The following is a 13,139-nucleotide window of genomic DNA, read 5'->3' as shown; positions in this document are numbered from 1 at the left end:
GCTCGCGCGCAGCGCGATTCGCACGAACCCCAGAACATATGAACCAGTTCACCGATACGTCGGCTATGGCACGGAAGCGGGTGAGTCGCCGCACGTACCTGGCAGCGATGCTGGGCGCGTCGACCGTCGGGCTGAGCGGGTGCGGTTCCGACGACGGCGGGACGGCGACGGCAGGGGACGGACGGGCGGAGACAGGGACACCGACGGACACACCGACGGCGACGCCGACGAACACGCCGACGAACACGCCGACGGACACGCCGACGGCGACGCCGACGGACACCGCGACGCCCACCGAGACGGCGACGCCCACGCCCGACGCGTCGTCGTTCGCGTCGTGGCCGGCGTTCATGGGCAACAACGAGCACTGGGGGCACCACCCGGACGCACGGGGTCCCCACGACGGCGTGTCGGTCGACTGGAAGCGGTCGTTCGACCAGGACCAGATCAACGCCACGGCGGTGCTGGCCGACGGGACGCTGTACGTCGGCGCGGGCGGCGGGGGGGACTCGGACGGCTCCTTCCACGCGCTCGATCCCGTCACCGGGGAGACCAAGTGGTCGAAGGAGACCGCGGCGCCGGTCACCAGTGCCGCGGCGGTCGGCAACGGCTTCGTCTTCGTCGGCACCTCCAACGGGGTCCTCTACTCGCTGCACACCGACGACGGGTCGGAGTTCTGGGACTACGACCTCACCTCGACCGAGGACTTCACCGCCCCGGTCGTCGCGGACGGCGAAATCTACGTCGGGTCGACGGGCAGCCGCGTCTACGACTTCGACGCCCTCGACAGCACTCAGAAGTGGAACCAGGACACCTACGGCGCCATCACGGCCTCCCCCGTCTTCGCCGACGGGATGATCTACGCGCCGAGCGCGGACCACAGCCTCTACGCGCTCACGGCCGGCGGCAGCGTGGAGTGGAAGAAGACCCTCGACGGGAGCGTCAACGGCGTCGCGTACCGCGACCGGCGCCTCTACGTCACTACCGAGGCCGAGACGCTCGCGCAGATCAACACCCGCGGGAGCACCGACTGGGAGCGACCACTCGGCGCCGGGATCGCTTCCACGCCCGCGGTCACCGGAGACCGGGTGTTCGTCGGGACGCGCGACAGCACCCTCTACGCCGTCGACGCGGACAGCGGCGTCGAGCACTGGCGGTTCACCGGCCCGAGCGACGGCGTGACCGCCCCTCCCGTCGTCGCCGACGGCACCGTCTACGTCGGGAGCCGCGATGGCTCCGTCTACGCCGTCGACACCGACAACGGCGACCAGGAGTGGTCGTTCGAGACGGGCAACAACATCGACGAGGCCGCCCCCATCGTCGCCGGCGGCCGCGTCTACATCGGCAGCCAGGACGGCACCTTCTACGCACTCAGCGAGTGAGAACTAGCACGGCGCAGCCGGGACGCGGCCGGCGCTCCGTCCACCCACTCACCACACCGCACTGGCCAGCGCAGACCCGAGCCACACCGCGACCAGCGCGCCGACCAGGTTGACGAGCGCGTTCGCCGCCGCACGCCGGCGCTCGCCCGTCTCGTAGAGCCGCACCGTCTCGAACGCGAAGGTCGAGAACGTCGTGAACGCGCCGCAGAAGCCAGTGCCCGCGGCTAGCGCCAGCGAGTCGCCGGCCGGCGCCGCGAGCACCGCGCCGAGCGCGAGACTTCCGAGCACGTTCACCGCCAGCGTGTCGCCCGTCCGCGCGTCGATTCGCTCGCCCAACAGGTGCCGGGCCAGCGCGCCCGCGACTCCGCCCAGCCCGACGAGGACGAGCGGGTTCACGACAGCAACCTCGCGAGCCAGCGACCACAGAGCACGCCGAGGAGACCCAGCGCGTAGTTCGCCACCACGTTCGCGGCGGCCAGCACCGGTGCCTGTCCGCCGGCCAGCCCCGCGGTCTCGGCCGCGAACGTGCTGTAGGTCGTAAAGGAGGAGAGAAACCCGGTCCCGACGATCAGCCGCGTCTCCGTGCTCAGCGCGTCGGCGAAGTGGCGTTCGTACAGGAGGACACCGAGCGCGAAACTCCCCAGGGCGTTGGCCGCGAGCGTCCCCCAGGGGAAGGCGCCGGGGAGCGCGAGCGCGACCGAGTGTCGGGCCGCCGCGCCCGCGAACCCGCCGACAGCGATGAGGACGAGCGGCTCCAGCCGGCCCAGCGCGTGGTCGTCGAGCATCCGTTCGCCAATACCGACTGCCCCAGGGTACTCGTGCGTTTCCGTTCGGCCGCGTCCCCGCCGACCCACCGGTCCAGATCCGATCGCCAAACCAGTGGATCGCCGCCCTCTCGTCCGTAAACCCTCGCACGAGCGTTTATCAAGTAGACCCGGACCAGGGCCGCCCATGGAGCCACGAGCGCTCACGGGAGACGAACGCGCAATCGAAGGACTGCCGATCAGGCTCGTCATCGCGCTGGTCGTCGGCGTCGCGAGCCTGAGCGTGATGATGAACACGCTCGGGGGGATCCAGACGCTCGGCGTCACCGAACTCGACGTCCGGCCGACGCCGGAAGTCATCGAGGACGGCGCGACCGACCTCTCGGTCGAGGTGGTCGGCCCGCAGGGCGACCGCGTCGCCAACGCCACCGTCGTCGCGACGGGCGGCACCGCGACGCTCGGCTCGGTGACCACCGCGCGGACGAACGCGAACGGGACAGCGAAACTGTCGCTGTCGCCCTCGCTGGGCCCGAATCAACAGGAGGGGACGATACAGTTCGACGTGAAACCGCCCGCGGGAGGACAGTACGCCGACGACCGCGGGAACACGGAGGTGTTGGTGGTCGACGATACGTAAGGGTCGGCCGGGCCCGTCGTTCAGCGTCCGGGCGCGTCGTCCCAGTCGATCCACTCCTGCTCCCAGCCGGTGCGGCCCTGGGCGTTGCGCCGGGCGAACTCGCGGTCCTCGCGGCGGGTCCGGTTGCGCTCGACCGTGTCGGCCTGCTCGCCCTCGACGAGCATCGGCTGGAAGGCCACGCCGCCGAGCCGCTCGGTTATCTCGCCGTCTTCGACGGCGACGAGGTGCTGGTCGCCGGCGCCGTGGGGCATGACCAGTCGGCCGTCGTCGGCGAGCTGGTCGACCAGCGCCGACGGCGGGCTGACGGCCGCGGCTTCGAGCAGGATGCGGTCGTAGGGGGCGTACTCGGCGAGGCCGTCCGCGCCGTTCCGGCGGTCGACGAGGACGCCGTCGTAGCCGGCGTCAGCGAGGTTTCCGCGCGCTTCGACGACGAGCCGGCGGGCGATGTCGATGGCGTGGACGTTGCGCTCGCCGGCGAGTTCGGCGACGACGGCCGCGGTGTAGCCGACGCCGGCGCCGACGACGAGGACTGAATCGCCATCGCGGACGTCGAGCGCTTCGAGGAGTCGCGCGACGGTGCTCGGCGCGAGGACGCGCGTGCCGAGACGTTCGAACGGGCGGTCGGCGTAGGCGCCGCCGTCCTCGGCGACGAACGCCTCGCGCGGGACCTCCCGCATCGCGACGGACAGCCGGTCGCTCCGGAGACAGCCCTTGCTCTCGTGTTCCAGGCTGTCGACCATATCGTCGCGCAACACCGCTAGGTCCATGGGTTTCCGTCCGCCCTCGATGGTAATGAATGGCGCGACTCGCCGGGTCGCCCCCGACCTGTCCGGGGGTCAGCGGGCGCCGCTCACTGCAACTCGACGAAGCGGACGCCGCCGTGCTCCTCGCGGTCGAGCGAGCCGTCGGCGCGGCGGCGAGCGCGGACGAGTGTCTGGCGACCGCGGCCCACCGGGGCGAGGACGTAGCCGCCGGGGCGGACCTGCTCGACCACGGAATCCGGGATCGATGGGGCGGCGCAGGTCAGATACGCCCGGTCGTAAGGGGCGTGGTCGGGCCACCCTCCCTTCCCGTCGCCGGCGCGGACCCACACGTCTCCGTATCCGAGCCGGTTCAGGCGCTCGCGTGCCTGTTCCGCGAGGCTATCGTGATATTCGACGGAGTAGACGTGCTCGGGGCCGACGAGTTCGGCGGTGACGGCGGCGTGGTAGCCGCAACCGGTGCCGATCTCCAGCACCTCGTCACCGGGGCGCAACTCGAGCAGATCGGCCATGATCGCGACCATGTGCGGCGCGCTGATAGTCTGTCCTTCCCCGATGGGGAGGGGGCTGTCGCGGTAGGACTCCTCGCGCTGGTTCTGGGGGACGAACTCGTGGCGTGGGACGGACTCCATCGCGTCGAGGACGCGTCCGTCGTCGACGCGGCCCTGATCGGCGAGACGCTCGATCAACCGCTGCCGGGCGGCCTCGGGATCCATGCTACCACGCGGACCAGGCCGAAGAAGACTCGTCGCGCGCGTACAACCGGTTGATGTCCTTCGCGAACGCGGTGTCGCCGTCGAAGTCCAGTTTCTCCTGGTGGTAGCCGTGGGCGTCGTCACGGATGTGGATCCCCTCGACGGTGAACTCCTCGCCGCCGAGTTCGTCCTCCTCGCCGACGGTGAACTCGTAGTCGCCGGGCACCTGCACGGTCATCGAGCGCGTCTCGTCGCGGCGGCCGTCGCTCGGGTGCAGCGTCAGGTTGACGCCGACGTTACCGACCGCGCGGGTCCAGATGGTCCGGACCGCTTCGGCGCTGGCCTCCTCGACGCGCTCGTCGCCGTCGAGTTCGAGGCTGGTGATCCGGACGGTCATGATCGCCTCCTCGGTGTCGAGGAGGAACTCCTCGCCGACGGCGAGCTGTTCGCCCTCGGGGACGTCGGCCGTGGCGGTGAACGACTCGCCGCCCTGGGAGACGACGACTTCGCGTTCGAACTCCGTCGTCGACTCGATCTGGTCCTTGTGGGTGTGGCCGCACTCCGTACAGCGGATCGTGGCGTGGCCGCCGCCCGTCGTGAGCACCTCGTGGACCGTCTCGAGGTCCGGCGAACACGAGGGGCAGGCGACGGCGACCCGCTCCGTGGTCTCGGTCATGTCCGTCCGTTGCCGGCGAGCGCGTAAAAGTCCGCTGAGTCGCCCCCGCTCGGCCGCGCTGGCCCGACGTCCGGACGGTACCGAGTCGCGTGCGGTCCGACCGCCGACGGAGCACCGCTTCGGAGCGGCCGACCGCGGCCGCGCGATCACGGCCGATCCGCTGGCGAATCTTGACGTGGCTGCGAGCAGAACAGTCGCGCAATGGCGACCGAAAACGGACGACCGGACGGGCCGGCAGTCGAGTCGGCCGGCGGTGGGGACGGGCTGGAACGCCGTCGACTCGCGATCTTTCTCGCCGTCGCGTTCGGCGTCTCGTGGGCGACGGCCGCGGTCATCTACGCGCTGGGGGGTATCGGCGCCGGCCCGACGCTGGGGTTCGGGATCCCGCTGTGGCTCGTCCTGCTTGCGGGGCCGTACATGTGGGGGCCGGCGCTCGGTCACGTCGCCGCCCGCTGGCTCACGGGAGAGGGGTTCGACCGAGGGGCGATGCTCCTGCGCGTCCGGACGCGCCCACTGCCGTGGGTGATCGGGTGGCTCGGGCCGCTCGTTCTCATCTTGGCCGGTGCCGGGCTCTACTTCCTCGTGTTCCCCGGGCGGTTCGGTGGGCTGGAGGCGGTCGCGGATCTGCTCGCGACCGTCGAGGCCGAAACCGGCCAGGAGATCCCGCTCTCGCCGACGGCGTTCCTCGGACTGCAACTCGTCCAGGCCGTCGTCGCCGCGCCGCTGCTCAACAGCCTCGCGACCTTCGGCGAGGAGTTCGGCTGGCGGGCGTACCTCCTGCCGAAACTCGCGCCGCTGGGTTGGCGGCGGGCGCTCGTCGCCCACGGCGTCGTCTGGGGCGTCTGGCACTGGCCGGTCATCGCGATGGGGTACAACTACGGGACGGACTACGCCGGTGCACCGTGGCTCGGCCTGCTCGCTATGGTCGTCGCGACGGTCGGGCTAGGCGTGTTCCTCGGCTGGGTGACCCTCCGGAGCGGGAGCGTGTTCCCCGCCGTCGTCGGCCACGCGATGATAAACGGCAGCGCCGGGCTGGCGACGCTGTTCGCGACGGCCATCCCGAACCAGGTGTTCGGCCCGACGCCCGTGGGGCTGATCGGCGTCGTCCCGTGGTTCGCCGTCGCCGCCATCCTCTTCGTCCGGACCGAGTGGCTCCTGCCAGGAGAGCGCGAGGCCGCAGCACGGAGCGCGGAACGCGTTTGACCGCTCTCACTCGGCGCTCGGCAGATCGATCGCTTCCCCGTCCGCATACACTGTCGGGCCCGTGATGATCCCGTCGAGGTGGATCGGCGCGTGCGTGTCGCCGCCGATGCCGTGGTCGTCACCGATGGCGATGTGGACGGTCCCCGCGGCCTTCTCGTCGAGCAGGACCGACCCCACGAGGTCCTCGACGGCGAGGTTGGTGCCGATGCCGAGTTCCGCGAGGTTGTAGGCGTCGTCGCCGACCTCCTCGGCGGCCTCCTCGATGTCCGCGCGGACGGCGTCGTCGGAGATGTCGGTCACGTAGCCGTCTTCGACCTCGAATTCGAGGGTCTGACCGTCCTCGAGCTTCCCGTGTGGCATCATCGTCCCGTCGACGACGAACCGGCCGTTCGCGTCCTCGGGGCTGTGGAAGATCTCGCCGGCCGGGAGGTTCGACATCTGGCCGGGCTCGTGGACGATGCCGGTGTCGAGCTCCCACTCGCGGTCGCCGGGCTCGAACGTGATGTCGGTGCCCAGGTCGGTCGTCACGCGGATCTCGTCGGCGCCTTCGACCTGTTCGAGGAGGCGCTCGGACTCGGCGGCGATGGACTCGTAGTCGGCGTCCAGGCCCATCAGGAAGACGCCGTCGGTGATCCCCGGAAGCGTCGCGACGCGGGCGCCCGCCTCGTTGGCGTCGGTGCGGGCCTGCGTGTGGGTGAGGCTCTTGGTGGTCGGCGCGAGCACCACGTCGGCGCCGGCCATCGCGGCTGCGACGGGTTCGGGCGGTTCCCCGCCGTGCTGGTCGCCGGGTGGGTAGCGCACGATTACCGCGTCGTCGGTGATCTCGCTCGCGACGGCGTACAGCGCCTCGCCGATGGCCTGCCGCTCGTCGTCGGTGACGACGGCGCAGGACTCGTCGCTCCCCAGGTCCATGCACTGTCTCACGGCGGTCTCGGCCGGCGCGCGTAGCGATGAATCGCTCATATCAGAACCCGAAGCGCGGCCGCCGGTTATGAGTTACCCTCGGCCGCCGGCCGCCTGTGGCCGGCCGCACTCCCCGCGGACCACTCATCGGCGGTAACTACAATCGCTCTTTGAGTCTCGACAAGGAGTATAAGACGGCCGGGTGTATCTACGGGTGCCTTCCGAACCCACCCTGTCCGCTGGACGGTCGGCCCTCCACCCACTCCGTCCCCGTTCTCCGCCTCCGCTCGCCGTTCGCTTCTCCCGCCTCGCAACGTTGCCGACGGACCGAGTCGTCGCCGCCGCCCCGCTGGCGAGAATCGAGTCCCGTCAGCGACGCGTTCGCACCGGTCCAGAAAGCATTTGTTCGATTCGTAACAGCATTCGGTATGCCCTCTCGCAGATCGGTTCTCGCTGCCCTGATCGCCGGGGTCGGAGGCGCGCTCGCCGGGTGCTCCTTCGAGTCCAGCGACGACGAATCGCCCGCATCGGACGGAGAAACGACCGCAGACGCGACGGTCACACCGACCGCGACGCTGACACCGACGGGAACCCCGGCGAACGGGGCGTCGCCGACGCCGACGAGGACGCCATCGCCTGTTCCGACGACCGCGGAGCCGTCACCGACGGCGACACCCACGGCCACGGCTACGCCGACGGCTGCGAACGGCGAACGAGTCGCCAGGTTCTCCGGCGAGGATTCCCAGCAGTACGACGAGTTCGGCCAGTCGGTCGCGGCAGACGGGGAGACGCTCTTCGTCGCTGCACCCGAGGACAGCCATCCGGACGTGGGGGGAGCCTACGGGTCAGTGTACGTGTTCGACCGCGTCGACGGCGAGTGGACCCAGCGGGCGAAACTCGTTCCGGAGGCCGAGGCGCTCCCGTTCGACTATCAGTTCGGCACCGATCTGTCGGTCTCGGGCGACCGGGCGGTGGTCGGTGCGCTGGAAGCCGTGGGAACCCACGAGCTCCCGGACGGTGGGGCGCTCGTGTACGAACGAGCGGACGACGAGTGGCAGCGAACGGCGGTACTGCGGTCCGGCGCGGGCCAGAAGCACGACGGGTTCGGCCGGTCGGTCGCACTCGACGGCGACCGAATCCTCGTCGGCGCCCCCTACGGTGATCGCGCGGACGGGACCGGCACGGGGGTCGCGTACGCGTACGCACTTGCGGACGGTCGTTCGGCGACGGACACCGCCGATCGGTCCTCGGAAAGCGAGCGCTCGGCGGTCGAGGAAGGGCCAGCGGCCGGCGAGTGGACCCAGCGGGCGAAGCTCGCCCCTCCGGACGGCGGCGACCACGACCGGTTCGGCTGCTCGGTCGCGCTGGACGGCGAGACCGCCCTGGTCGGCGCCTACAACTTCGAGACGTCCGATGGGGACAACGTCGGGAAGGCCTACCTGTTCGAGCGCGCCGACGGCGAATGGGGCCACCGGACGACGCTGACGCCGACAGCCGATCACGACCACGAGGACTACTTCGGGAGTTCAGTCGCGCTGGACGGTACTACCGCGCTCGTCGCTTCCTGGGGCGACGACGACCCGAACGGCTTCTACGCGGGGTCGGCCTACGTGTTCGAGCGGATCGAGGGTAGGTGGATCATGGACACGAAGCTCGTCCCCGACGACGGCGAGCGTGAGCAGGTGTTCGGGAGTTCGGTCGCGCTGGACGGCGACACCGCTCTCGTCGGCGCCGAGCACGACGACACGGAGCGCGACAACGCGGGGTCGGCGTACCTGTTCGAACCCGAAAGCGGCGAGTGGGCCCAGCGGACGAAGCTGCTCCCCGACGAGGGGACCGACAGCGATCTGTTCGGCACGTCGGCCGCGCTCGCGGACGGACGGGGGTTCGTCGGCGCCATCCACGAGGAAAGCGAGGGAACGGACGAGACGGGCGCGGTGTACGTCTTCTCGACGTAGCTCACTCCATCCGGTCCGCGTCGGCAGCGAGGCCGTCGAGGACGTACTCGGCGCTGGTCCGCGTCGTCGCGAGCGGCGTGTCGTGGACGTCGCAGATCCGCAGGAGCGCGCTGATGTCGGGCTCGTGGGGCTGGGCGGTCAGCGGGTCCCGCAGGAAGATGATCCCGTCGAGGCGGTCCTCGGCGACCTCGGCGGCGATCTGCGCGTCGCCGCCGATCGGACCCGACTCCTTCAGTTCGACGTCCAGCCCGGTCTCGTCGGCGACTCGCTTGCCGGTCGTGCCCGTCCCGACGAGGTCGAAAGTCGCGAGTAGCGACTCGTAGCTTTCGGCGAGGTCGATCATCTCGGGCTTCTCGTCGTCGTGGGCGATGAGCGCCAGACGCGTCATACGGAGTAATCGCGCTCCGTGCTGTTAGGCCTGTCCCGCGAGCCCGCCCCGGACGCGCCCGCGGAGGTGCTCACTCGCCCGCGGAGGCCCTCATTCGTCGGGATCGACCGTGACGTGGCCGCCACCGTCGATGGTGACGTCGTGTCCCTCCACGGTGAACGTCAGCGAGGCCTCGTCGTCCCCGCCGTCGACGAGCGTCTCTATCTGCTCGATGTCGACGTACGCATCGGCGTCGTCGACGTCGTCGGCCGACAGGTCTGTCGCGTCGGCGACAGCCGCGCCGACGGCCTCGTTTACCGGTCGGGGACTCACCCACCCGTCGCTCTCCGCGTCGCCCTCCCCGGGGGCGAGCACGTACAGATCTCCGTTTGCTGGCATACTCCCTACGTCACCGGAACGGTATATAGAACCGCGAGTGCGGTTTCACGCTCTGAAAGAACTGCCCGGTCCCGTCCATCGATTCGCTCGCTCACGCGCGCCCGAACGGCTGGGTTTTTGCGAGCGCCGCGTTCGCGGACGCCGTCGACCGAGTCAGCGGAACGGACTCGCGTCTCGGCGTCGGCGGTCAGAGAAATCGGGGAGACCCCCGATACACCGGTGTTGGAGGCGTCGTCCGGTGTTGGATGTCAGAGGCACGGGCCGGTCGATCTCCCCCCCAACACCAGGTGTACGTTTCACTACTGTCTCGATTAATCTTACGGCTTGGTCTAGCAGGGTCGCCGGTGCTGGCCGGGCCCGGTGGCCGCGACGGTAGCGCTCACTCGAGCCCTTCGCGCTGGTAGGACCCGTCGTACGTGTCGGCGTGCTCGGCCTCGGCGAGGACGAGCTGTGCGATTCGCGCGCCCCGTTCGAGCTCGACGGGGTGGTACACTTCCAGCAGCCCCTCGCCGCGCCCCTCGTAGCCGGCGTCCCAGACGGCCGTGTCGAGCATGCAGGAGTTGCGCAGCAGCGACGAACGCGGGTAGAGAAAGCCGACGTGGCCCTCCGGGATCCGGACCGTGTCGGCGTATTCGACGACGTACCCGCCGGGGTCGAGGCGGTAGACGTCCCCGTCGGCCTCGGGCTCGCGCTCGCGGCGCTCGCCGACGGTCTTGCCGTCCCGTCCGATACGGCCGGGCTCGACCTGCTCGTACACCGCGCCGAGCCGCAGGTCGACGCCGTTCGGCTGGATCTGGTCGTCGTCCACGTCGCCGAGGACGTCCGCGACGAACCGCCCGCTCTCGAACATACCGGGCGTGGTCCGCTCGCCAGCATAGTCGTTTCGTTCTCGCGACTGCGGGAGTCTCCCCCGATCGTCCCTTCGAAGCGCTCGAGGCCGGCCGTCGCACGGGTTCTGTGGATCGTCGAACTGCCTGACGGCGTTCGTCGAAGCCGAACGCGATCGCGACTCTCCAGAACTGTCGGCGCGGTGCCAAGATCGAAACCGCAAGACCGCGACGGGGTGCCAACTGACAACACTCGCGGTAACTCGCGGGTTTTATATCCACTCGTGTGCCATTGTCGGACGTTATGGGACAGACACTCACGGAAAAGATTCTCGACGAGCACCTCGTCGAAGGCGAGCTCGAACCCGGCGAGGAGATCGGGATCGAGATCGACCAGGTCCTCACGCAGGACACCACCGGGACGCTCGTGTGGCTGCAGTTCGAGGCGCTCGATCTGGACGACGTCCAGACCGAGGTCGCCGCGCAGTACTGCGACCACCAGACCTATCAGTTCGACTTCAAGAACACGGACGACCACCGCTTCCTCCGTTCGGCGGCGGGCAAGTTCGGCGCGCACTTCTCGCGCCCGGGCAACGGCATCTGCCACAACGTCCACAAGGAGAACTTCGCCGCGCCGGGCAAGACGATGCTCGGCTCGGACTCCCACACGCCGACGCCCGGCGGGATGGGCGAACTCGCCATCGGCGCCGGCGGCCTCGACGTCGCCGTCGCGATGGGCGGGGGCGCCTACTACATCGACATGCCCGAGGTCGTCAACGTCCGCCTCGAAGGTGAGCTCCCCGAGTGGGCCACCGCGAAGGACGTCATCCTCGAGCTCCTGCGACGCCTTTCGGTGAAAGGCGGCGTCGGCAAGATCTTCGAGTACACCGGTCCGGGCGTCGACACGCTCTCGGTTCCCGAGCGGACGACCATCACCAACATGGGGACCGAACTCGGCGCGACTTCCTCCATCTTCCCGACCGACGAGAAGACCGAGGAGTACCTCGAAGCGGTCGGCCGCCCCGAGGACTTCGAGCAGGTCGAGCCCGACGAGGACGCCGAGTACCACGACGAGATCGTAGTCGACCTCTCGGACCTCGAACCGCTCATCGCCGAGCCGTCGATGCCCGACAACGTCGTCCCCGTCCGCGAGGTCGAGGGCGTCGACGTCGACCAGGTCATGATCGGCTCCTGTACGAACGGCGCCTACGAGGACATCCTCCCGGCCGCGAAGATGCTCGAGGGCCGCGAGATCAACAAGACGACCGAGATGATCGTCGCGCCCGGTTCCAAGCAGGCCTCCGAAATGCTCGCCCGCGAGGGCTGGACGGCCGAGATGATGGCCGCCGGCGTCAACTTCTCCGAGGCGACCTGCGGCGCGTGTATCGGCAACGGCCACGTGCCCGCTTCGGACTCCGTGTCGCTGCGCACCTTCAACCGCAACTTCGAGGGTCGCTCCGGCATCGAGGACGACTCGGTGTACCTCTGCTCGCCGGAAGTCGCGACGGCGGCCGCCCTCGAGGGCGAGATCGTCGACCCGCGCGACCTCGACGACGTCGAGGACCCCGGCTTCGAGCTCGCCGACCACTACGTCGGCGTCAGCGGCTCCGACCTCATCACGCCCGACGAGGCCGTCGACGACGAGCTCATCAAGGGCCCGAACATCGGCGACGTGCCGCTGAAGGACCCGCTCCCGGCCGACCTGCAGGGCGAGACCCTGCTGAAGATGCCGGACAACATCACGACCGACCACATCAGCCCGGCCAACGCGGACGTGCTCATGTACCGGTCGAACATCCCGAAGCTCTCGGAGTTCACGCTCACGCGCGTCGACGAGACGTTCCCCGAGCGCGCGCTCGAGTCCGACGGCGGCATCCTGCTCGCCGGTGAGAACTACGGGCAGGGCTCCTCCCGCGAGCACGCGGCGCTGTGCCCGATGTACCTCGGTATCGACGCCGTCCTCGCACAGAGCTTCGCCCGCATCCACAAGGCGAACCTCTTCAACTTCGGCATCGTCCCGCTGACGATCGACGAGTCCACCTACGAGGAGATCGAGCAGGGCGACGACGTCGAGATCGTCGACGACGTGGCCGAGGCGGTCCGCACCGGCCAGGAAGAGTTCACCATCCGCGTCAACGACGACTGGGAGGCCTCCGCGTACCTCGACGCCTCCGAGCGCGAGCGCGAGATCCTCGCCGACGGTGGGAAGCTCACCCACGTCAAACAGCAGTACGAGTCCGAGGGCTCCGGCGCGCCCGCCGACGACTGATCGGATCCGCACCTTCTCCGTTTTTTCGGCGCCCGGTGAGCGACGGCACCGCCGCGCTCACCGCTCCGACACGCTTCGGACACCGAGTGAGATCGACGCAGCGGCTATCGAGAAGGGCGCTGCGAGCGTCCGAACTGCCGCACGGAAAGAGAGTGGGGTGGGGAGGGTGGAGTGGCACCCATCTGGGGTGCATCGGGAGGTGTGAGTTGCCAGGTTAAGAATTTTGTGGACCGAAGTCCGACAGTGGGCGGCGCCCGCAGTTCGCGCCGCTCCGGTCGCTACCCGGCCGGGCAGTAGA

The 13,139-nt window shown here is 69.7% G+C and carries 14 protein-coding genes; 5 read left to right on the top strand and 9 right to left on the bottom strand.

What is annotated here, in order from left to right:
- The first annotated feature begins 65 nt into the window (after positions 1-65).
- Positions 66-1,382: a PQQ-binding-like beta-propeller repeat protein gene (locus ACMGFH_RS13785; RefSeq protein WP_415379020.1), complete on the top strand. Its 1,317-nt coding sequence runs from the start codon at positions 66-68 to the stop codon at positions 1,380-1,382.
- Positions 1,383-1,430: 48 nt separating this feature from the next.
- Here the strand turns inward: ACMGFH_RS13785 and crcB are convergent, their stop codons facing one another.
- Both crcB and ACMGFH_RS13775 read right to left on the bottom strand, forming a co-directional pair.
- A complete protein-coding gene (crcB, locus tag ACMGFH_RS13780; RefSeq protein ID WP_415379019.1) occupies positions 1,431-1,778 on the bottom strand; it encodes a fluoride efflux transporter CrcB in 348 nt (115 codons plus the stop codon).
- The gene (locus ACMGFH_RS13775) at positions 1,775-2,167 is read right to left on the bottom strand and encodes a fluoride efflux transporter FluC (RefSeq protein ID WP_415379018.1); all 393 of its coding nucleotides are present in this window, start codon (positions 2,165-2,167) and stop codon (positions 1,775-1,777) included. The genes crcB and ACMGFH_RS13775 overlap by 4 nt, the downstream gene beginning before the upstream one ends.
- A gap of 166 nt (positions 2,168-2,333) precedes the next feature.
- On the opposite strand from ACMGFH_RS13775, the gene ACMGFH_RS13770 reads away from it, so the two are divergent.
- Entirely contained in the window at positions 2,334-2,783 is a 450-nt protein-coding gene (locus ACMGFH_RS13770; protein ID WP_415379017.1) for a carboxypeptidase regulatory-like domain-containing protein, read from the top strand.
- 20 nt (positions 2,784-2,803) lie between these two features.
- Here the strand turns inward: ACMGFH_RS13770 and ACMGFH_RS13765 are convergent, their stop codons facing one another.
- The 3 genes from ACMGFH_RS13765 to ACMGFH_RS13755 all read right to left on the bottom strand — a co-directional run bounded on the left by ACMGFH_RS13765 (position 2,804) and on the right by ACMGFH_RS13755 (position 4,915).
- Positions 2,804-3,550, bottom strand: a complete 747-nt coding sequence (locus ACMGFH_RS13765) for a protein-L-isoaspartate O-methyltransferase family protein (RefSeq protein ID WP_415379016.1) — start codon at positions 3,548-3,550, stop codon at positions 2,804-2,806.
- Between the two features lie 83 nt (positions 3,551-3,633).
- Positions 3,634-4,260: a protein-L-isoaspartate(D-aspartate) O-methyltransferase gene (locus ACMGFH_RS13760; RefSeq protein ID WP_415379015.1), complete on the bottom strand. Its 627-nt coding sequence runs from the start codon at positions 4,258-4,260 to the stop codon at positions 3,634-3,636.
- 1 nt (position 4,261) lies between these two features.
- Positions 4,262-4,915: an HVO_0476 family zinc finger protein gene (locus tag ACMGFH_RS13755; protein ID WP_415379014.1), complete on the bottom strand. Its 654-nt coding sequence runs from the start codon at positions 4,913-4,915 to the stop codon at positions 4,262-4,264.
- Positions 4,916-5,116: 201 nt separating this feature from the next.
- On the opposite strand from ACMGFH_RS13755, the gene ACMGFH_RS13750 reads away from it, so the two are divergent.
- Positions 5,117-6,118, top strand: a complete 1,002-nt coding sequence (locus ACMGFH_RS13750; protein ID WP_415379013.1) for a CPBP family intramembrane glutamic endopeptidase — start codon at positions 5,117-5,119, stop codon at positions 6,116-6,118.
- Between the two features lie 6 nt (positions 6,119-6,124).
- On the opposite strand, the gene ACMGFH_RS13745 is transcribed toward ACMGFH_RS13750, so the two are convergent.
- Complete coding sequence (locus ACMGFH_RS13745; protein ID WP_415379012.1) at positions 6,125-7,081, bottom strand: aminopeptidase; 957 nt, start codon at positions 7,079-7,081, stop codon at positions 6,125-6,127.
- A 368-nt stretch (positions 7,082-7,449) separates the two neighbouring features.
- Between ACMGFH_RS13745 and ACMGFH_RS13740 the strand changes: the two genes are divergently transcribed.
- A complete protein-coding gene (locus ACMGFH_RS13740) occupies positions 7,450-8,979 on the top strand; it encodes a hypothetical protein (RefSeq protein WP_415379011.1) in 1,530 nt (509 codons plus the stop codon).
- Position 8,980: 1 nt separating this feature from the next.
- Here the strand turns inward: ACMGFH_RS13740 and ACMGFH_RS13735 are convergent, their stop codons facing one another.
- The 3 genes from ACMGFH_RS13735 to ACMGFH_RS13725 form a co-directional block, all read right to left on the bottom strand.
- Positions 8,981-9,367, bottom strand: a complete 387-nt coding sequence (locus ACMGFH_RS13735) for a methylglyoxal synthase (protein ID WP_415379010.1) — start codon at positions 9,365-9,367, stop codon at positions 8,981-8,983.
- Between the two features lie 90 nt (positions 9,368-9,457).
- Positions 9,458-9,745 carry a HalOD1 output domain-containing protein gene (locus ACMGFH_RS13730; RefSeq protein WP_415379009.1) on the bottom strand — a complete coding sequence of 96 codons (288 nt, stop codon included), beginning with the start codon at positions 9,743-9,745 and terminating at the stop codon, positions 9,458-9,460.
- A gap of 379 nt (positions 9,746-10,124) precedes the next feature.
- The gene (locus tag ACMGFH_RS13725) at positions 10,125-10,796 is read right to left on the bottom strand and encodes a deoxyuridine 5'-triphosphate nucleotidohydrolase (protein ID WP_415379008.1); all 672 of its coding nucleotides are present in this window, start codon (positions 10,794-10,796) and stop codon (positions 10,125-10,127) included.
- An 80-nt stretch (positions 10,797-10,876) separates the two neighbouring features.
- Between ACMGFH_RS13725 and ACMGFH_RS13720 the strand changes: the two genes are divergently transcribed.
- Positions 10,877-12,841, top strand: coding sequence for an aconitate hydratase (locus tag ACMGFH_RS13720; protein WP_415379007.1), 1,965 nt, complete (start codon positions 10,877-10,879; stop codon positions 12,839-12,841).
- Positions 12,842-13,139: the final 298 nt, after the last annotated feature.

The organism is Halosimplex rarum (genome assembly GCF_047715405.1).
GTDB classification, from domain to species: domain Archaea; phylum Halobacteriota; class Halobacteria; order Halobacteriales; family Haloarculaceae; genus Halosimplex; species Halosimplex rarum.
This window is presented reverse-complemented; position numbering and strand designations above follow the sequence as displayed.

Coding starts and splice junctions, on each gene's coding strand:
- ACMGFH_RS13785 (WP_415379020.1), top strand. CDS start 66: ATGGCACGGAAGCGGGTGAGTCGCCGCACGTACCTGGCAGCGATGCTG.
- ACMGFH_RS13775 (WP_415379018.1), bottom strand. CDS start 2,167: ATGCTCGACGACCACGCGCTGGGCCGGCTGGAGCCGCTCGTCCTCATC.
- ACMGFH_RS13770 (WP_415379017.1), top strand. CDS start 2,334: ATGGAGCCACGAGCGCTCACGGGAGACGAACGCGCAATCGAAGGACTG.
- ACMGFH_RS13765 (WP_415379016.1), bottom strand. CDS start 3,550: ATGGACCTAGCGGTGTTGCGCGACGATATGGTCGACAGCCTGGAACAC.
- ACMGFH_RS13760 (WP_415379015.1), bottom strand. CDS start 4,260: ATGGATCCCGAGGCCGCCCGGCAGCGGTTGATCGAGCGTCTCGCCGAT.
- ACMGFH_RS13755 (WP_415379014.1), bottom strand. CDS start 4,915: ATGACCGAGACCACGGAGCGGGTCGCCGTCGCCTGCCCCTCGTGTTCG.
- ACMGFH_RS13750 (WP_415379013.1), top strand. CDS start 5,117: ATGGCGACCGAAAACGGACGACCGGACGGGCCGGCAGTCGAGTCGGCC.
- ACMGFH_RS13745 (WP_415379012.1), bottom strand. CDS start 7,081: ATGAGCGATTCATCGCTACGCGCGCCGGCCGAGACCGCCGTGAGACAG.
- ACMGFH_RS13740 (WP_415379011.1), top strand. CDS start 7,450: ATGCCCTCTCGCAGATCGGTTCTCGCTGCCCTGATCGCCGGGGTCGGA.
- ACMGFH_RS13735 (WP_415379010.1), bottom strand. CDS start 9,367: ATGACGCGTCTGGCGCTCATCGCCCACGACGACGAGAAGCCCGAGATG.
- ACMGFH_RS13730 (WP_415379009.1), bottom strand. CDS start 9,745: ATGCCAGCAAACGGAGATCTGTACGTGCTCGCCCCCGGGGAGGGCGAC.
- ACMGFH_RS13720 (WP_415379007.1), top strand. CDS start 10,877: ATGGGACAGACACTCACGGAAAAGATTCTCGACGAGCACCTCGTCGAA.